Below are 18,747 nucleotides of genomic sequence, written 5' to 3'. Positions count from 1 at the left end.
GGGAATGGAGAAAAATACGAGGAGGTTTTTTGATGGAATTGACGAATGACCAGAAGAAATCATTACTAGGACAAGGATATATACCCTCCGACGACGGTGTTCACTTTGCATGTAGGGTTTTAATACCGGCTGGTAAAATGAATGCGGAGGTAGCACGTAAAATTGCGGAAATATGTGAAAAATATGGCAAGGGCGTTTTTAACTTAACTCAAAGAGCTAATGTAGAAATTCCATGGATAAAGCATCAAGATCTAGACAAGGTAGCTAGTGAGCTTAAGGAAGTCGGCCTGTTTATTGGTGGCACAGGGATACGGGTTAGACCCGCACTTGTCTGCAAAGGGAATGTTTGCAAATTTGGCTTCTTTAACACAGAGGATGTGGGTAAGGAAATTGATGAACGATTTTATAGAGGACAGTACAAATCATTGCTCCCGAATAAATTCAGAATTGTAGTTAGCGGGTGTAATAACGGCTGTACCAAGCCGCTGCTCGGATGTATTGGGCTTCAAGGAAGAAAACCTAACCAAGTCACTATTATGATTGGAGGTATGTTTGGCAAAGATCACATGGTGGGTCAAGAATTAGCGGGCCTCTATTCAGTCAGTGAGGCGTTGGATATTGTTGAAAAGGCAATCACTTATTATCGTGAGAACGGCTTGCCTGGAGAACGATTCGCTAAAACTGTGGAAAGAATGGGTTTTGAGACGGTTGCGAGCTTTCTCGTGGGTTAACTAGGGTAAAACGGAGTACTCTCAGTTCAGAAGTTTATGCAGTAGAAAAACTTTATATGGAATTTATTGAGTAAGGCTGGGGAACTTTTCTCCAGCCTTACTTCTTTTATTGATTGTAAATATGAGGAGCATCGATTGTTTCGTGGTGCTGAATAATAACAGGTTATTGAATATTCAAAGAGTGAGAATTTGGCTTATTGACAGAATAATGAAAGAGATATATGATAAGATCATGAACATACACATGTATATACAAGTAAGCACAGATGAGAAAGGAAAGCTGAAATACCAACTAAAGGTTAGCGTAGAAGGTTGTAAAAACTAAACTAGAAGGGAGTTAATAACTTGAAAAGTGACATTGAAATTGCACAAGCAGCAGTAATGAAACCAATTTCAGAAATTGCCAAAGGACTCGATTTGAAAGAGGATGAGATCGAGTTATATGGTAAATACAAAGCCAAGATTAATTTGAGTGTCTGGGATCGGTTAAACGATAAGCCCAATGGCAAGCTTATCTTAGTCACTGCTATTAATCCTACCCCTGCAGGAGAAGGAAAAACAACAACAACTGTGGGATTAGGACAAGCTCTCTCCAAAATGGGCAAGAGTGCTATGATCGCGATCCGTGAACCATCCCTTGGGCCTTGTTTTGGAGTAAAAGGTGGAGCTGCGGGAGGTGGGTATGCTCAAGTAGTTCCTATGGAAGACATAAATCTCCATTTTACCGGAGATTTTCATGCTATCACGTCGGCCCATAGTCTCTTAGCAGCAATGTTAGACAACAGCATTCAACAAGGAAACCTTTTAAATATTGATCCTCGTCAAGTCGTATTCCGCCGTGTCGTGGATATGAATGACCGTGCTCTTCGCAAAATCGTTATGGGTTTGGGTGGCAAGATGGAAGGGGTACCCCGCGAAAGTGGCTATGATATTACTGTAGCCTCTGAAGTCATGGCGATCCTCTGTTTGGCTAGTGACCTTATGGATCTGAAAGCACGTTTTGGTAAGATTGTCGTGGCGTATACTTATGAAGGAAAGCCTGTAACTGCTCATGATTTAGAAGCCGAAGGGGCAATGGCGCTTCTTATGAAAGACGCCATTAAACCGAATCTTGTTCAAACCTTAGAAAACACGCCTGTCTTTATCCATGGTGGGCCGTTTGCGAATATTGCTCACGGGTGTAACAGCATTATGGCAACGAAACTGGGCCTTAAACTGGCGGATTATCTCGTGACAGAGGCTGGTTTTGGTGCTGACCTTGGAGCAGAAAAATTCTTTGATCTGAAGTGCCGCTTCGGTGGATTGAACCCTGAGGCTGTCGTCATTGTGGCGACTGTTCGGGCCTTAAAGATGAACGGTGGGGTAGCCAAAGATCAGTTAGGCACAGAAGATTTAGAAGCTTTAGCACGGGGTGTGGTCAACCTTGAGAAACACATTGAAAACATGAGCAAATTTGGTGTTCCAGCGGTTGTAGCGATTAACCGGTTCCCAACGGACACAGAAGATGAGCTAAACTTAGTGCGCGAGAGATGTCAGGAGTTAGGTGCAGAAGTGGCCCTTTCCGAAGTGTTTACGCGGGGTGGGGAAGGCGGCGTTGAGCTAGCAGAAAAAGTACTTTCCGTACTCGAACACAAAGTGTCCAAATTCAAGGTTCTCTATGAATTGGAGTTGTCCATTGAAGAGAAAATCGAGAAGATCGCTAAAGAGATTTATGGGGCGGATGGCGTTAACTTCGATAAAGCAGCTCAAGTTTCCATGAAAAAATATGTTGAGATGGGTTATGGTGATTTGCCTGTCTGCATGGCAAAGACACAGTACTCTCTCACAGATGACGCCACTCGGTTAGGTCGGCCGACGGGTTTCACGATCACCGTTCGGGAAGTCCGTCTCTCTGCTGGAGCCGGGTTCTTGGTAGCGATTACGGGTGCTATTATGACCATGCCAGGATTGCCGAAACGACCGGCGGCAATGAGAATGGATATTGATGCTGACGGAACAATTACAGGATTGTTCTAGATTTAAAGAAAGTAACTATCAGATCGCCATGAGATCAGCAATATTTAGTGTTGATCTCATGGCGATTTTTGGAAAGAAGGGTCAAGTTATGAAAGAATCCATAATTATGGAGGTTCCCTTGCCGAATGTTACTCTTGAAGAGGTTTTTAGGGCAGAAGGAGCTGATTACAGCAAACGTTCCCCTCGCCCAAGTGTGGTAGAGATACACAACCGGATCTTGAATCAAGATGCTAGACTTGTTCGTCCCACGGCTATTTGGCGCGAGTTTGTCATATCAGGGGTTAGCGAACAAGAACTTTTTCTGGAGGGGGGGCCACAGTTAAGAAGTAAACTATTAGTGAGAGTGGCAGGAAAAGCTGAAAAATTACTATTGTATGCTATGACCATTGGAAGTGCTTTGGATAACGCTGTTTTGGATTATAATAATGCCGGTCAAATATTAGAGTCCTTCGCACTTGATGCAGCGGGATCAGTATTTCTCTCTAAAAGCATAATGTTAGCAGTCAGAGAACTTGAGGAGAAGTATAAAGGTGTTGGAATGAATACAACATTCCTCTTAGGGCCAGGTCACTCATATTGGAGTGGGCTCGAAGATGTAAGAACCATCATAGAAGGGCTTGATGCAGAAAGAATAGGGATTAATCTCACAAATTCTAATTTAATGATTCCCCGAAAGTCAGTGGCACTTGTCATGGGTGTCGGAAAGAATTTACCAAACTTCCAAGGTAAAACTCATTGTGATTTCTGTAGTTTGCAAAAAACCTGTAACATGAATAAGTGCGGTCAAGACTGCGGTATTTCATAAGTGCCTAATCATTAAGTTCATCTATAGCAATAACATGTCTGAAACAGTATAATATTTATTAACACATTAAGGAAAATTAGCGAAGCGGAAACGCTGGTAAATGATTTCGTAGCAATTACAAAGGAAGTGTGCAGCGTGACAAAAATCGAAAGAATATTTGCGGCTATACGCTTTGAGAGGGTGGATCGCATACCTAAAGGGGAGTTTCATCTTGAAGATGGATTTGTGGCCAATTTATTAGGTCTCAAGGAAAAAGTTAAGTTTAAAGATAGGGTGGAAGCTTGTGAACTTTGTGGGCTAGACGCTTTAGCTTTTTCTCCTTCTTCCTCTCAACAAGATAAAGGCCAGGTTTGGGAAAGTTTTAAACTATGGAAAAAAGAGACGGACTTTTTTGTTTTTGCTTTGATCGATGGTCCATTTCAAGGAACAGCCAAACTTTTCTCTTCGTTTACCGATTATCTGTTGGCGATCGCTAAACGTGATCCGATAATACCAAAACTTGTCGCAGAGGCTATAGCTACTAATGTTGAATTAGGGCTAAATGCTTTGGCTTCGGGTGCAAATGGAATCATCGTTGCAGATGACATAGCTTATAATGGTGGTACATTTATTTCCCCGGCAGCTCTGCGTAAGTACTTTTTTCCGAGTCTTACGGAGCAGGTAGACGTTTTGCGGGGACAAAATGCACCTGTTTTTTTCCATGCGGATGGAGACTTAGTGTCGGTATTGGACGATATAATTAATTCTGGAGTGGATGGGTTACATTCCTTAGATCTTCCTTCGCTTACGGAGATAGCAAACGTCAGAAGGGCGACGGAAAATAGTGTTTGTTTGATGGGTGGCTATGATCTGGGTTGGTTTGAAGAGGAAAACAGGACGGAAAGAGCCAGTGAATTATTGACGGTAGCTGCTAAGGGGGGGGGGTACATCTTTGGCAGTAGCGCTGGGATCCTTGGGAGTGTTCAGTCGGCCCAACAGGTCATGGATGTGTATCAGTTCGTGAGTAACTTTCCCGTTTTGAGATCGTAGGTAAATGAATTTCATCAGAGCCAGTTTGAAATAGAGGCACCTCAAGTATAAAGTGAATACAATTATTAATAATGATAGAACCAAGTAGAATCAGTTTAATCTTGGTTCTATTTTGCTACTTTGTATTCTTACTTTACTTAGGGATTATCGTGAAACTAAATCAAATGGTTTTGTTAATGGACTGTAAAATTCTGTTCCTGCATAAGCAGGGATTTGTTGGACTTTAGAGAATTATGAGGATATAGGGAAAAGGTGGAAGCGATTAGCTTGCTACACGTAGTGGATGTGTTCTAAAAAGGATTGTGGAGTTATAAAGTATTGGGAAAATGGGAGTAAATCTGGGGGTGGGAAAATGGAAAATTTCTATATCGACAGCATCAATGCTGTATACATAATCTGTATGAGTTTAGGAATCTTACTTAGTATCTCAGCTCTAATCTTTGGAAGCGGGCACGGGGCATCGCATACTCCTCATGGATCATTTGACCATGCAACAGTGCATATTGACCACCACAGCCCAGTTTCTCAAGAGGGTACTTCAGGGAATAACGTTCCATTGTTAAACATAAACGCAATGTTTGCGTTTTTAATTGGATTTGGTGCAGCTGGGTTAATCGCCTATGGAATGTTAAAAGTAGCTCTACTATCATTAATACCTGCCCTAGTAGTCGGGTTGCTTTGTTGGTACGTGGTGCGGAAAATACTGTCTGCCATGCTAAAAGGACAGTCAAAATTCCTCACGACTTCTATAGACGACATTATAGGAGTAACCGGTACAGTAAGTTCGGCATTATCTGACCAAAGAGTAGGGGAGGTGATTTATACAATTGATGGGGATACTAGGGCAATACCAGCAAAGCATAAGCAGAATGGAGAAGTGCAAAAGGGCGAAAACGTTGTAATAATTGGCATTGTCAGCGGTGTGGCAATGGTCGTTAAGAGCGACAAATTCAATTTGGAATCCAAATAAACGCAAGATTGAAAGAGGGCATTGATTAATATGGGGATATTTCAAGTGATCACTATTGTTGTTCTGGCAGTAATCGGACTTTTACTAGTAGTGACAGTTCTTGCCAAGATGTTTCAGAAGGTTGGACCGGATGAGGCTTTAGTGGTTTTTGGGATGGGTGGCAGTAATGTTATTACGGGTGGAGGCAGGGTAGTATGGCCACTTGTTCAAACCTCCAAACGATTATCCTTAGCGTTAATGTCCTTTGATATTGCGCCACAAAATGATTTATATACAAACCAAGGAGTTGCTGTGACGGTTGAGGCCGTTTCGCAGATAAAAGTGCAGGATAATTCGGATAGCATCAAAACAGCCTCGATCCAGTTTCTCAATAAAGAGGCTGAAGAGCGCGAAGCGATGATCAAACAGGTCATGGAAGGGCATCTGCGCGGAATCGTCGGGACGTTGACTGTCGAGGAAATCGTCAAAGACCCTGAAATGGTTCAATCTCGAATGCTCGCCACGTGCCAATTAGATCTCTCCAAAATGGGTTTGGAAGTTCGATCTTTCACCATTAAGAATGTCAAAGATGCCAATGGTTACATCGAAAATATGGGTAAACCGGAGATTGCACGCGTCCTTAAAGAGGCTCAAATTGCTCAGGCTATCGCTGAAAAAGAGACGGAAACAACAAAAGCATCCGCCAATAGAGACGCAGCAATTGCCAAAACAAACGCCGAACAAGAACGAGTTATGGCAGAAACCGCATCTCAATCAAAACAAGCTGAAAATATCAAGGAATTAAATCTTAAAAAAGCGAAGTACGACACTGAAGTTGAGACCGCAAGAGCAGATAAGGAAAATGCCTATAATCTTCGTACAGCTGAACTCAAACAAAACTTGACTCAACAAGAATGGAAGATTAAGGAGATAGAAAGACAAGGGCAGGTAAATGTTGCAAATGCAGAAATTGAACGTAAACAAAAAGAACTAGAAGCAGATATTATCAAACCAGCCGAGGCGCAAGCTAGGGCGGTAAAAATCGAGAATCAAGCGAAAGCCGAAGCCAACGCAACGGTAACAAAACTTGAAAATCAGGCTAAAGCTGAAGCTAATGCACTTACTATTAAACTTGAGAATGAAGCAAAGGCTGAAGCAACACGGGCAGTAGGTAACTCTGAAGCTGAAATCATTCGTGCCAAAGGTAAAGCGGAAGCGGATACTATTTTAGCCAAAGCGCAATCGTTTAGTAATTACTCTCAAGCAGCCATTCTCGATAAACTTTTATCCGGCATTCCCGAATTGGCTAAGGCTATTGCTAGTCCTCTGGAAAACGTAGACAAGATTACAGTTATCTCAACAGGTGGAGATAACTCAGGTGTGCAAAAAGTTACCCGTGATATTACGGACATGATGGCCCAAATGCCAGAAGTCATCGAACAACTTACGGGAGTACACATAGGTAATCTTATTAATTCCTTGAAGGTACCCAATGATAATGCTAATAGTATTGGTACAAATGGCATAGCCAAGGATACTGAAAGAAAAACAGAGAGTGAGTAAGTTTTAGGTAAGAACCAAGCAAATCTATTTATGCTTGGTTCTATTTCGTAACAGCATTGATTTATAAAGGGGGTGTCAATGCTTATGCAGGGGTAACACCATAGTGATAATAATTTTCCGATAGACAATTCCATTATAGTTGGGTAAAATAGATAATGTAGAGTGACCTGTGAGTTGTTTCACAGGTTTGTAGTAGGGTAGGAATAGGTAGGACTAAGAAATTGGAACACAGAAATCATAGTTTCAGAATGGAAGGATGGTAGAATATGAAGTATTCAGCGATTGAGTATAAGTAGCTATCCTTTTTTAGGTAGCTATTTTTTGTTTCTTTCTAATGGTTCGCTATATTCAACAGAAGAAAGGTTGGTTAATTGTGATCTGGAATATTGAGCAAGAATGTATGAACCGCAGTCGGCTGGAGGAATTGCAATTAGAGCGTCTGAAGTGGACAGTCAACAGGGTGTACCACAACGTGCCTCATTATAGAACGAAGTTCGAGGAACTCGGTATTACTCCTGAGGATATCAAATCTTTGGACGACTTAAAACGTCTGCCTTTTACCACGAAGGTTGATTTAAGAGACAACTATCCCTTCGGTCTTTTTGCTGTTCCTCAGAAGGAAGTGGTTCGCGTTCATGCCTCATCCGGAACTACGGGTCGCCCGGTGGTCGTCGGGTATACGGCTGGCGATCTCAATAACTGGACCGACCTTACTGCTCGAATGGTCACATTGGCGGGTGTGACCTCAGAAGACGTCGCCCAGATCGCGTTTAACTACGGCCTTTTTACAGGTGGGTTTGGCCTACATTATGGACTGGAAAGGGCAGGCGCCATGGTCGTCCCCGTTTCCGGAGGGAATACCGAACGACAGCTCATGCTGATGCAGGATTTTGGCACTACCGTGCTGATTTCGACTCCTAGTTATTCACTCTATATCGCTGAAGTTGCTGAGAAAATGGGGATCGATATCTCCTCTTTGAAGCTTAGGATTGGTCTGTTCGGGGGTGAACCTTGGACTGAGGAGATGCGTAAGGAGATTGAGTCTAGACTGAAAATCTCGGCCTCGGATAACTATGGTCTAAGCGAAGTAATGGGACCGGGTGTGGCTGGGGAATGCCAATACAAGTGCGGACATCATATTGCCGAGGACCATTTTATTATTGAGACGATTGATCCCGAGACGGGTGAAGTCCTCGAACCAGGTCAGGAAGGTGAACTGGTCTTTACTTCCTTAACTAAGGAAGCTTTTCCCGTGATCCGTTTCCGGACTAAAGACATCTCCTGTATTACCCAAGAACCATGTCAGTGCGGTCGGACCACAGCGCGTATGCGCAAGGTTGTCGGTCGCACGGACGATATGCTGATTATCCGTGGAGTTAATGTCTTCCCTTCTCAGATTGAAAGCGTTCTAATGAATATCGAGGGCATTGGTCCTCATTACGTGATCAATGTCCATAGACGAAACTTCCTTGACGAGCTGGAGGTGGTAGTCGAGCTTACCCGCGAAGACTTGCTCGAACCCTACTCCAAGTTGGAAGATTTCACGGGATATATCCGCCAGAAGCTCCATGGCGTACTTTCCATTAACGTCCGGTTGAAAATTGTTCAGCCAGGAACACTAGAACGCAGCGCGGGTAAAGCCAAGCGGGTCTACGATTACCGCAACTAGATAGTTGACTAGTTATACCTGAAACTTTGAAATGGGGTGGTGATTAGTGATGCCAATTAGTTCACTTTTATTAACGTTGACTCCTATTGCCGTCATAATATTGATGCTCGTTGTCTGGAAGAAGCCTGCGGATATTAGTGGGATCGTAGGATGGATCGTTGTTTCGGTGATCGCCTTCGTATTTTTCCGAACGAGTCTTGAAGTGATCTTCCGGTCTACCATAGCTGGTGGGGTAAAGTCGTTCACGGTTTCATTGGTCGTCGCAACCTCTCTGTTGCAGATGGCCTTTATGGAGAAAACCGGAGCACTTCGGAGAGTTATTATTTTTATAAAAACGATTGCCAGTGATAACAGGGCTGTTCAAATTATGCTGATCAATATTGGCTTTGGTACGCTGATGGTATCAGTTGGAGCAACCCCTGTCTCTTTGCTGCCGCCCATTATGTTGGCCTTAGGTTATTCCACCTATGTTTCCATAGCGCTACCCTGCATTGGGTATGATGCTTTATGCACCTATGCTTTGTTGGGCGCACCTGTGGTTGTTTTTGTCGATATGGCTAATTCATTTTTGGGCAAGGGTCACGAAATAAGCTTGTCCCAAGCGGGCAGCGTGTTTTTCATGTTCCTACCGATTATCTCCACTTTAATCGGTTTTTGCATGCTCTGGATTGTAGGCAGGTGGCAGGGTATCAAAGATGGTTGGCTGCCCTGTCTTATTACTGGTGCGGTCATAACATTTGTCTCCTATTTTACGAATAAAGTAGACAGACTCGTGGTTCTGACTGGCATCATGTGTGGGGCGGCTGTTATTATTGCTATGGTATTTTATCTTGTAGTGACAGGGAAAAAGGTGATCGACAAAAGCAGGCTCACTGTCGAAGAGCTGGAGTATGAAAAATACTATCCTCTTTGGAAGGCATTAACACCATGGGGCCTGCTTATTCTTTTAATTCTAGCGCTCAACCTGCCAACGGATATGTTTAATTTTCTCTACAGAAAGGTTACTCTTCCCATCGCCGGATTATCAGCTGATGGAAAGCCTATAATGACAAGAGCGTTGTGGAATGCTTATACGTGGATTTTTGTGAGTACCTTCTTGTCCATGGTCTTTATTAAACCGACGTCATCTCAATTGAAAGAGACATTTAAGGTGTGGTGGAAGAGGGCACCTAGGCCAGTCTTTGCAGTCGCTATTTTCTTTAGTATAGGGGAGATTATGAATTTTTCTGGTTTTGATATGGCTGCCAATAAGTTTGCTGTAGCCAGTATGGTGCAGGTTCTGGCAAACTTCTCGTCCCAGATCTTCAGTAATGCGTATGGTTCGGTGGTTGCTTTCATTGGCTTATTGGGGGGATTCATAACAGGCAGCGAAGCCTCTACCATAGCAATGTTCTCAATGTATACCATGAAGACGGCAAGTTTACTCCATATGGGTTTAGAAGGAATGCTGATCGTCACGGCAGGATTGGCCTTTGGTGGCGGTTTAGCAAGCGTTATTTCTCCAGCGAAATTGCAGAATGCGGCTGCTGCCATTGACAAGATGGGAGAAGAAACTAAGGTCATTAGAATCGCTTTTGTATTTTCCTTAATTCTAATAGCTGTAACCACTGCCTTGGTTATGGGTTTCTTAAGAATTTATGTTTAGTCAGCTTAATGTCGGCGCTTTAATACATTGGAATACGGCAAAGAATTTAGTCTGGTAGTAAGGGCGAACTCATTAAGTGCAATATCATAGCACATAAAATAAGGCTGGAAGCGATATTTGCTTCCAGCCTTATTTTATACGTCCCCAACTTGCACGATGCCTGCAAATACTGGTTCTAAATCAACGATAAGGTCTGGGAAAATTGAAACGTTTATCTTGTCCTCTTCAGAATATACTTCGGGCCGACCATATCGTTGGTCAGCTTGCAGAACAAAGACACTGACTAGCTTTCCTTCGGGTTCTACAATCCAGTATTCTTTCACTCCTGCTTTTTCATAACTATTGAACTTTGTAAATCGGTCCATTTTAACAGAAGAGGGTGACATGATTTCAACAATCAGATCGGGAGCACCATTACACCCTTTGCTATCAATTTTCGCTTTGTCACACACTATGGAAATATCCGGTTCAAAAACTTTTTTAATATCTTCATTTTTCTTGTCGTTATCCTTCGGAAATCTAACACTGAATGGCGCAGGATAGACTTTGCAGGGCTTACCTGAAAGGTAGTGATGAAATTGAGCAGAGAGACCCATTGATATTTCTTGGTGAATAGGAGATGGTGTAGCTTGCATATAAGCTATGCCGTCAATGATTTCCCATCGTTCACCTTCCGGCCAGGTGAGGTAATCGGCATAAGAATATTCGCCTTTTTCTTGCGGCAATGGCATAATTATCAATCCTCCCTTGCTCTCATATTATACCAAATATTTAGATTGATTACATCATAGTGTGGTATAAAAAACTTGTCCAGGTAGCTGAAAAAACCTTATAATAAATGTGGGTGTCATCTAAGGAGGGAATCCATGTTTATTAAAGGGTATGTGAGTTTGGGAGAGAAGGTTTTAAATGAGGTTCTTAACCTTGAAAGAATCTGTAATGACTATGATAACCTTCTAGGAAGTATGTTCTTAGACTCGTCTCTAAACTTTAATCATTGCATAAATTGTGTCTTTTTGCTCTATGAAAATCGTGAATTAATCAGTATGCTATCCATGTTTATCCCAACACAACAGGAAGCGGAAATTACAGGCTATACGTTACCAAAGTATAGAAGGAATGGTTATTTTAAAGCATTGCTTGCAAAAGCTGTTGAGGAACTTAGGAAATTCAACATTCCAGAGATTCTGTTTGTCTGCGAAACTCAATCAAACTCAGGTAAACAGGTTATCAATGCCCTTAAGGCTGAGTATGAGCATACCGAGTATTCTATGAGGTTAGATCAGGGTGGATCTGAAAATCGAAATGGAAGCGCGTATGTGTATCGTCTGTTGCTATTACGGCCTGAGCTAGAGGACCTTGAAAAGGTGATTGAGACGAGTATCAGGACCTTCGATGAGCCCTACGAGGATGCAAAAAGTCGGATTGAGAATTGTTTTGAATCCGAAACTCGTGAACAGTACCTTGCCGTTTTGAACAATGTCCCGATTGGTTTGGGCTCCACCAATCAAGATGATGAGGTAGGGTCGATATTTGGCTTTGGGATCGTTCCGGAATATAGGGGCAAGGGATACGGAGAAGAACTACTACATTTGATCGTAGATCGTTTATGGCAAAAAGGAAAAACAGAAATAACTCTTGACGTCAATAGCGATAATGCCCAGGCGTTAGCCCTTTACCAAAAATTTGGCTTCAAAATAGTGGTGGCTTATGAGTATTATCGCCAAAAGCTACCGGTAACTGTTCACCCGGATAAAGTGGATTAATGCGTGCACCAAGGGACAACAGAGTTTTTGTTAGAATGGAGGTTTCTGGTATGTGTTTGCTCTTTTTTGCCTATGATTGTCATCCGCACTATCGCTTAATACTGGCAGCAAATAGGGATGAGTATTATCATCGACCGACAGAACGAGCCCATTTCTGGGATTCCCATCCATTAGTTTTAGCAGGCAGAGATTTGGAGATGTTAGGAACTTGGATGGGAATTACGAGAACGGGCCGTTTTGCGGCACTAACGAACTTTCGTGATCCTTCTGCGCAAATCAAGGATGCCCAATCTCGCGGGGGTTTAGTGAGTGACTTCCTATGCTATAATGAATCCCCCGATCAGTACATGTTAGATGTTGTAAACAATCGGACTTGCTATAATCCATTTAATCTCTTAGTCGGTGATTCCACAAGTCTATTATATTTCAGCAATCAATCTTCGTCCGTTAAGGTCCTTGGACCTGGAATTTATGGGCTTAGTAATAATTTTCTGGATACTCCTTGGCCTAAAGTCCAAAAAAGCAAACAAGTCTTAGCGAATTATTTAGTGAATAGGACGGTTGTTGAACCCCAATTTCTCTTTGAAATGTTGGTAGATACGGAATTCGCTCAAGACAATGAGTTGCCCGATACCGGGATAAGTCAAGAACGAGAAAAGATGTTGTCTCCCATTTTTATTGAGGGAACTGAGTATGGAACGAGAGCATCTACAGTACTTTTGATTGATCGAGATAATCATGTGACGTTTAAAGAAAAAAGTTTTATCCAGGGTCAGCAACAGGGAGACGAAGTGGGGTACTCATTCTCCGTTTCAGAAGTAAGATAATATTTGTCATTGATATAGAGTTACAAGCTTAAACTCAAGTGGTATAGTTAGATAATCAAATGAAAGAAAATTTGGTTTATATGAAATAATATAAAGAAGGTATCGCAATGCCAAACATTAATGAGAAGCCAGTGATTCTGTCGGAACAGGTTCAGAAAACACTTGCCAACCTTGAGCCTCTCTCTCGGAAGGTTTTTCTCTCCCTTGATCCGCCGAGCCCAATGGATAACCGCGCCGATGTCGATCAGGTGCGTCAAACTCTGGAACGCACCTATGGTTCTGTCAATGTGCCATTGTCACTTATGTCCAAGATACCCAGCCTATGTCGCAGTGCTGATTGGCAGGTCACAGCTATCCTAGCAGACACTGGTCAAAGCTGGAAATTGATTGACCTAGAACAGGGAGATACGACAAGGGAACAATACGGCCTGGCAATCGACATTGGCACAACTACTGTGGTCGTATACCTCATTAATCTGTGCGATGGCACTGTTATGAGACACGCAGCTGACTACAATGGCCAAATTGCTCAGGGCGAGGATATATTAAGCCGTATTCGGTATGCTGCCGAGCCAGGTGGTTTGGCACGGCTACAAAAAGCGGTTGTGGATACCTTGAATAATTTGATTAGGCGTCTTTGTCCTTCACCAATGGAGACGGACAAGATTACGGCTGCTGCCATTGGGGCCAATACTACTATGATTCACCTTTTACTGGGCCTAGACTCCGCTTCGATTTGTCGGGCTCCTTATACCCCCGTTGTCAACAATCCCGGTTTGATTTCTGCAGTAGAACTAGGAATTGACATTCATCCCCTGGCCCCAGTCTATTGCCTGCCGAGCATCGGAAGCTACCTTGGGGGTGATGTGATCGGCGGAATCCTGGTCAGTGGGATGCATACTCAGTCTGATGTCTCACTTTTCGTTGACATCGGCACAAATGGAGAGATTGTGCTGGGTAATGAAGACTGGCTTGTGGCCTGTGCTGGAGCAGCCGGTCCAGCTCTGGAAGGCGGCGTCACGGCCTTCGGTATGCGGGCCGAACCGGGTGCAGTGGATCATGTAGCCATAGATCCGGTGACGGGACAGGTTCAGTATACTACAGTGGCTGACATGCCGGCCCGTGGTATTTGTGGCTCTGGCCTGGTGGACACGCTGGCCGAACTTTTCCTTAATGGGATCATCGATAGGACTGCTCGTTTTCAGAAAGGAAGGGACGAATTTGTCGTAGTTCCCGTCCAAGCATCGGCGGTGGGAAAAGACATTGTTGTTACGCAAATAGATATTAATAACTTTATGGCCACCAAAGGGGCAGTCAATTCTGCTACCGATCTTTTAATGGAAAACGTAGGCTGTGCTTGGCAGGAACTTAACTGTTTTTATGCTGCTGGGGCATTTGGGCAGTATTTGCCGATTGAGTCAGCTATTACAATTGGTCTCTATCCCGATCTCCCGCGTTCTGCAATAGTGCGCTTAGGGAATAGTTCAGGCGAAGCAGCGCGTCAAGTGCTTCTATCTCGCTCTAAGCGTTTGGAAGCCGAAGGGATTGCAGCCAAGGTTACCTATTTCGAATTAAATGCCAATACGGCTTTTATGGAGAAATTCAGCGGCAGTAAATTTCTGCCACACACGGATCTTGACCGTTATCCAAGTGTTAAGAGACGACTGCAAACTCGTGCCTAATCTATAACAATACTTTATACTTTGGTGCTTACTTTAAACCATTTAAAGGAGTGGGAGATTCTATCCGCAACGAAGCAGAAAAGTGGAACCCCCACTTCTAGAAGTGGGATCTTAGAATGGAATAACGCAAAAAGATCGAGAGTAGGTCTCGATCTTTTGCGTTATTCCAGTAGCTAACGATTGTCAGAATCTTTACATGCACCACAGATCATCTAAGATGGCGGATTAGACTGTGACATTATTACTCCGGTCGCCAGGAAGATGAATTTGTTTAGTTTTGGTAATCTGAACGAGGAATAGCAAAGGATAAGTTGCTGAACGTAAGCACTTCGCTGAATTCGAGAAAGTTATAGTTGCTTTTTTCCGCCTTCTCCATAAGTGCGGAAATCGGCGTTGTGGTAAGGATAACATCCCTTGGTTGAAGTAATTTTTCAATGAGACTGAAATGCTGAGGGTTAAATCGGATCGCAATGTGAACCTCGTTTTCCCAGGTTACTTGGAGGACATAGGCATCTTTGTGTTCAGTTGCAAACCAGTTATAGGTATATCTTGATAGGCCCGATCGTCTGATAACTTTGACTTCTTCACAAAATTCTTTGACATATAGTATGAGGACGTCACGGCCATTGTCAAGTTTGCCAAAGGCAGATTGTTCAGGGGTATAAGCCTGTGTAAACATCTAAATCATACTCCTCCTTTCTCTCATTTTAACACACATGCTTGTGTTCAACCCCAAGAGAAAGAGAAAGGGTGCAGAATATTTACTCCCGTGACGATTCTCTTAATTGCTGTGCTCGGACGCGTACGCGATAAAACGTTTTTATGGGCTTATACCTCATTGTTTCAGATATTTGGGAAGGAAAATCAAATCTAAAATTGAATTGTAGAAGGGGGATAAATTAGAATAGAAACGAATGGGAGGAAATAGATGACAAAGAATCATTTAGGGTCGATTTACTTGGCGCTGGCAGCTACAATTTGGGGGGGTATGTATGTCGTCAGTAAAGTCGTGCTTACTGTTATTCAGCCGCTTGAATTGGTCTGGCTGCGTTATGTGGTAGCTCTTATCACCCTTTGTCTAATTGGAGTTGCCACTCACCAATCCTGGCATATTCATAGACGAGACTTTGGGAATATTATAGCTATCGGTGTGATCGGTTATGCGATATCCATTTGGACTCAATTTGTAGGAACAAAGCTCTCGTCTGCTCAAATGGGGGCGATGATTACCTCGTCAACCCCTGCGTTTATGGTAATATTTGCTCGCTTTATCTTGAAAGAAAAGATCACATTTCGCAAAGGCCTATCCACAATTATTGCCATGATCGGTGTGTTATGCATTGTAGGAGTCGGTGATATTGGAAAGGCAAATCAGCTGGGAGGAATAGTCCTAGGCATAGCAGCGCTAACTTGGGCCTTAATGTCTGTGCTTGTAAAGCGGATTCCAAGTGGGTATTCCCAACTAGTCGTTACAACATACGCAATTGCTATAGCGACAGTCGTGATAACCCCAGTTGTTTTTTCCCAGATAAATCAAACTCAAATTCTTGCGCTCTCACAACCCACTATATGGGGTGGAGTATTATATCTTGGTATCGTTGCCACGGCTGCTGCTTTTTTTCTTTGGAACAAAGGCTTACAAATGGTTGATGCTGCTAGTGGAGGTCTCTTCTTTTTCTTTCAGCCTATTGCAGGGACCCTCTTAGCATGGTTTTTTCTAGGAGAACAAGTGGGGCTTTCGTTTTGGATTGGGGCTGTGCTAATTTTCAGCGGAGTTTTTTTAGTAGTTAAGGAACCATAATTAGCACACCTTGCAATGTCATAAGGTTTCAGTGACAAGCGCAGACCAGTTTTTACCTTGATAGGCGTTATAACCTCTCGTGTGGGCATAACCATAAATTTTGGTGCCGAGAGTTTCTTTTTCAAATAACCATGCTTGTGCATCACAATTGCGTTCAAAAAGGTTTCGATCAATTTTATCGATTATGTCATACGCCACATCGGCTGTTCGTACGGCCATCACTTCGTCCGCTACTACGCTAAATCCCCGACCAGCTTCGCCTGCTCTCGCCGCTTCGATCGCAGAATTTAGAGATAAAAGGTTTGTGTGCTGAGCGATTTGCCGGATGGATTCGATGACTTGACCCATTTCTTGATTAGCATCCTTAAGCTCACTAAGCAGGATAGAAGTATCAATAATTTGGTGGTCGTATGACATCTTGAAAAAACCTCTTAAAATAAAAATAGCCTACCCGAAAATCAGGTAGGCCTCGTTGCCAATTCTGTATTATATTATAGGATAGACATAGGATTTGCAAGGAAATAATTGCAAAATAGAACATCTGAGTATGGAAACATAGATTAATCTGCGAGAAAGGAAGAAGATGCAATGGATAATCCTTGTGGAACGACTAAGGCCAATGTTTTTGAACACACTGAGGTTAACGGGATTCCTATTTATTTTGGCGCCGGGGTTAATCCGGTAAATTCTCCAGCTCAGTTTTTTGTCGCCTGGGGCAAGGGGGCCTTGTCTGGAGGTTTGATTCATACCTTTAACAGTGAGTCTTCTGAACAGGGATTCTTGTGGTTTATTGATGAAGATCAAGCAGAGGCCAAATATGCCAATTTACAGCGGATCTTGATAGGCGGACTTGGCAATTAATTATTTCTAAGGCGCGATCAGAAAGTACTTCTATTTGTAGAAAAAAAGAGTATACTTCTATTAGACATTTAGACGATTGCCTAAATGTCTAATAGAAGTATTTTTATAAATATAAGGAGGACAATGGTTCAATGCTTAATCTACCATTCAAAGCACTTGCCGACCCAACAAGGCGAAAGATTATTTTATTGCTGAAAGATCGAGATTTGACTGCTGGAGAAATTGCTGAACATTTTGACATGACTAAGCCGAGTATTTCCCACCATCTTAATGCCTTAAAACAAGCTTCGTTGGTAACGGATGAACGAAAGGGGCAAAATATTTATTATTCGCTGAACACTACAGTATTCCAAGAGGTAATTAAGTGGTTTTTTAATACAACGCATGTCAACGAAGGAGGACTTGAAGATGGAAAAGATAAGTAGTACTTTGAAGAAAGATTGGTTAATTATAATTCTTATTATTTTAGGGTTTGCCCTAGGGGCCTATTTTTATCCATCGCTTCCCGACAGAGTTCCGATTCATTGGAACGCAAGAGGAGAAATTAATGGGTATGGAAGTAAATTATTTGGTGCCTTCGGTCTCCCCTTGATCAATCTGGGAATGTATTTAATGTTTCTAGCTCTTCCCTATATAGACCCCAAACGTAAAAACTATGCTAGTTTCAAATCAACTTATCAATTTCAGAAGTATTTATTGATGGTATTTTTCCTAGGGCTGGAAGTATTTACTCTTCTTATATCTACAGGAGTTGTCGTTAACAGACCGATTTTTATTCAAATCATGATTTCACTGCTCTTTATTTTATTAGGAAATGTAATGGGTAGGGTCAGGCACAACTATTTTATTGGAATAAAGACTCCTTGGACTTTAGCAAATGAAGAAGTATGGAGAAAAACCCACAGATTGGCGGCACCATTATGGGTAATTGGGGGCATCATTAATATCTTACTAAGCTTTACTGGCATAAATTTTAACGGAATTGCATTCATCCTTATTTTGGCGGTAATTTCGTTGGTGCCGATAGTTTATTCATATTTTGCTTATCAGAAAATTGTTAGCAAGAAGTAGAAGATAATTTTAATTTGATTGAATTGAGCATCTACGCCCTAAAGCGCAGATGCTCAAATTTCTTGTATTACCAGGTAGGATGACGATCCAGCCTGGGTAGCGGCGCCAGTTTCGTCTTCTATGCCTACGAGACCATCCGTCCATAATGATCACTCCTAATTCAAAGAATTTTTCCTTCTTACTTTCATTCCCAATATATAATCCATTATATGGTAGGAACATTTTGTCAGGTTCCACGCCCGCAAGTATATTCGTTAATCAGACAACCTTGTTCATCAAAATATCGCTCAGTGCAAATAATTTATACGAAATTTCGACTATTTGTGTTATAC

17 protein-coding genes and 1 pseudogene are annotated in these 18,747 nt (G+C 42.5%); 15 read left to right on the top strand and 3 right to left on the bottom strand.

Annotated features, from left to right (window positions below; all coding sequences use genetic code 11):
• Window positions 1-32 precede the first annotated feature (32 nt).
• The 8 genes from DSOL_RS13395 (at window position 33) to DSOL_RS13355 (ending at window position 10,407) form a co-directional block, all read left to right on the top strand.
• Window positions 33-731: a sulfite reductase subunit beta (hemoprotein) gene (locus DSOL_RS13395; RefSeq protein ID WP_075365345.1), complete on the top strand. Its 699-nt coding sequence runs from the start codon at window positions 33-35 to the stop codon at window positions 729-731.
• Between the two features lie 345 nt (window positions 732-1,076).
• A complete protein-coding gene (locus DSOL_RS13385) occupies window positions 1,077-2,747 on the top strand; it encodes a formate--tetrahydrofolate ligase (protein ID WP_075365343.1) in 1,671 nt (556 codons plus the stop codon).
• Window positions 2,716-3,552 carry a Vitamin B12 dependent methionine synthase activation subunit gene (locus DSOL_RS13380; protein ID WP_345788388.1) on the top strand — a complete coding sequence of 279 codons (837 nt, stop codon included), beginning with the start codon at window positions 2,716-2,718 and terminating at the stop codon, window positions 3,550-3,552. The genes DSOL_RS13385 and DSOL_RS13380 overlap by 32 nt, the downstream gene beginning before the upstream one ends.
• Window positions 3,553-3,687: 135 nt before the next feature.
• The gene (locus tag DSOL_RS13375; RefSeq protein WP_075365342.1) at window positions 3,688-4,581 is read left to right on the top strand and encodes a uroporphyrinogen decarboxylase family protein; all 894 of its coding nucleotides are present in this window, start codon (window positions 3,688-3,690) and stop codon (window positions 4,579-4,581) included.
• A 352-nt stretch (window positions 4,582-4,933) separates the two neighbouring features.
• Window positions 4,934-5,551: an NfeD family protein gene (locus DSOL_RS13370; protein WP_075365341.1), complete on the top strand. Its 618-nt coding sequence runs from the start codon at window positions 4,934-4,936 to the stop codon at window positions 5,549-5,551.
• Between the two features lie 45 nt (window positions 5,552-5,596).
• Window positions 5,597-7,093, top strand: a complete 1,497-nt coding sequence (locus DSOL_RS13365; protein ID WP_235838818.1) for a flotillin family protein — start codon at window positions 5,597-5,599, stop codon at window positions 7,091-7,093.
• Between the two features lie 373 nt (window positions 7,094-7,466).
• Window positions 7,467-8,762, top strand: coding sequence for a phenylacetate--CoA ligase family protein (locus DSOL_RS13360; protein WP_075365376.1), 1,296 nt, complete (start codon window positions 7,467-7,469; stop codon window positions 8,760-8,762).
• Between the two features lie 49 nt (window positions 8,763-8,811).
• A complete protein-coding gene (locus tag DSOL_RS13355; protein WP_075365339.1) occupies window positions 8,812-10,407 on the top strand; it encodes an L-lactate permease in 1,596 nt (531 codons plus the stop codon).
• Between the two features lie 134 nt (window positions 10,408-10,541).
• Here DSOL_RS13355 and DSOL_RS13350 read toward each other — a convergent pair whose 3' ends face one another.
• Window positions 10,542-11,138 (bottom strand): Uma2 family endonuclease, encoded by a 597-nt coding sequence (locus DSOL_RS13350; RefSeq protein WP_075365338.1) that lies wholly within the window; start codon window positions 11,136-11,138, stop codon window positions 10,542-10,544.
• A 135-nt stretch (window positions 11,139-11,273) separates the two neighbouring features.
• Here DSOL_RS13350 and DSOL_RS13345 point away from each other — a divergent pair, with 135 nt between their 5' ends.
• From DSOL_RS13345 to DSOL_RS13335, 3 genes are all read left to right on the top strand, one after another.
• Complete coding sequence (locus tag DSOL_RS13345; RefSeq protein ID WP_075365337.1) at window positions 11,274-12,173, top strand: GNAT family N-acetyltransferase; 900 nt, start codon at window positions 11,274-11,276, stop codon at window positions 12,171-12,173.
• A gap of 50 nt (window positions 12,174-12,223) precedes the next feature.
• Window positions 12,224-13,000 carry an NRDE family protein gene (locus DSOL_RS13340; protein WP_075365336.1) on the top strand — a complete coding sequence of 259 codons (777 nt, stop codon included), beginning with the start codon at window positions 12,224-12,226 and terminating at the stop codon, window positions 12,998-13,000.
• Window positions 13,001-13,107: 107 nt separating this feature from the next.
• Window positions 13,108-14,682, top strand: a complete 1,575-nt coding sequence (locus DSOL_RS13335) for an ASKHA domain-containing protein (protein WP_075365335.1) — start codon at window positions 13,108-13,110, stop codon at window positions 14,680-14,682.
• A 271-nt stretch (window positions 14,683-14,953) separates the two neighbouring features.
• Here DSOL_RS13335 and DSOL_RS13330 read toward each other — a convergent pair whose 3' ends face one another.
• A complete protein-coding gene (locus tag DSOL_RS13330) occupies window positions 14,954-15,361 on the bottom strand; it encodes a hypothetical protein (protein ID WP_075365334.1) in 408 nt (135 codons plus the stop codon).
• Between the two features lie 249 nt (window positions 15,362-15,610).
• Between DSOL_RS13330 and DSOL_RS13325 the strand changes: the two genes are divergently transcribed.
• On the top strand, window positions 15,611-16,483 hold the full coding sequence (locus tag DSOL_RS13325; RefSeq protein WP_075365333.1) for a DMT family transporter: 873 nt from the start codon (window positions 15,611-15,613) through the stop codon (window positions 16,481-16,483).
• 129 nt (window positions 16,484-16,612) lie between these two features.
• Here the strand turns inward: DSOL_RS13325 and DSOL_RS29545 are convergent.
• Window positions 16,613-16,900: pseudogene (locus DSOL_RS29545) on the bottom strand (methyl-accepting chemotaxis protein); the annotation flags it as partial.
• A 171-nt stretch (window positions 16,901-17,071) separates the two neighbouring features.
• Here DSOL_RS29545 and DSOL_RS13315 point away from each other — a divergent pair.
• The 3 genes from DSOL_RS13315 (at window position 17,072) to DSOL_RS13305 (ending at window position 18,415) form a co-directional block, all read left to right on the top strand.
• Complete coding sequence (locus DSOL_RS13315; protein WP_075365331.1) at window positions 17,072-17,344, top strand: hypothetical protein; 273 nt, start codon at window positions 17,072-17,074, stop codon at window positions 17,342-17,344.
• A 131-nt stretch (window positions 17,345-17,475) separates the two neighbouring features.
• Window positions 17,476-17,769, top strand: coding sequence for an autorepressor SdpR family transcription factor (locus DSOL_RS13310; RefSeq protein WP_075365330.1), 294 nt, complete (start codon window positions 17,476-17,478; stop codon window positions 17,767-17,769).
• Window positions 17,753-18,415 carry an SdpI family protein gene (locus DSOL_RS13305; RefSeq protein WP_083642548.1) on the top strand — a complete coding sequence of 221 codons (663 nt, stop codon included), beginning with the start codon at window positions 17,753-17,755 and terminating at the stop codon, window positions 18,413-18,415. Before DSOL_RS13310 ends, DSOL_RS13305 begins: the two co-directional genes overlap by 17 nt.
• Window positions 18,416-18,747: the final 332 nt, after the last annotated feature.

Origin of the sequence: Desulfosporosinus metallidurans (genome assembly GCF_001936615.1) — a bacterium.
Classification (GTDB): Bacteria; Bacillota; Desulfitobacteriia; order Desulfitobacteriales; family Desulfitobacteriaceae; genus Desulfosporosinus; species Desulfosporosinus metallidurans.
This window is presented reverse-complemented; position numbering and strand designations above follow the sequence as displayed.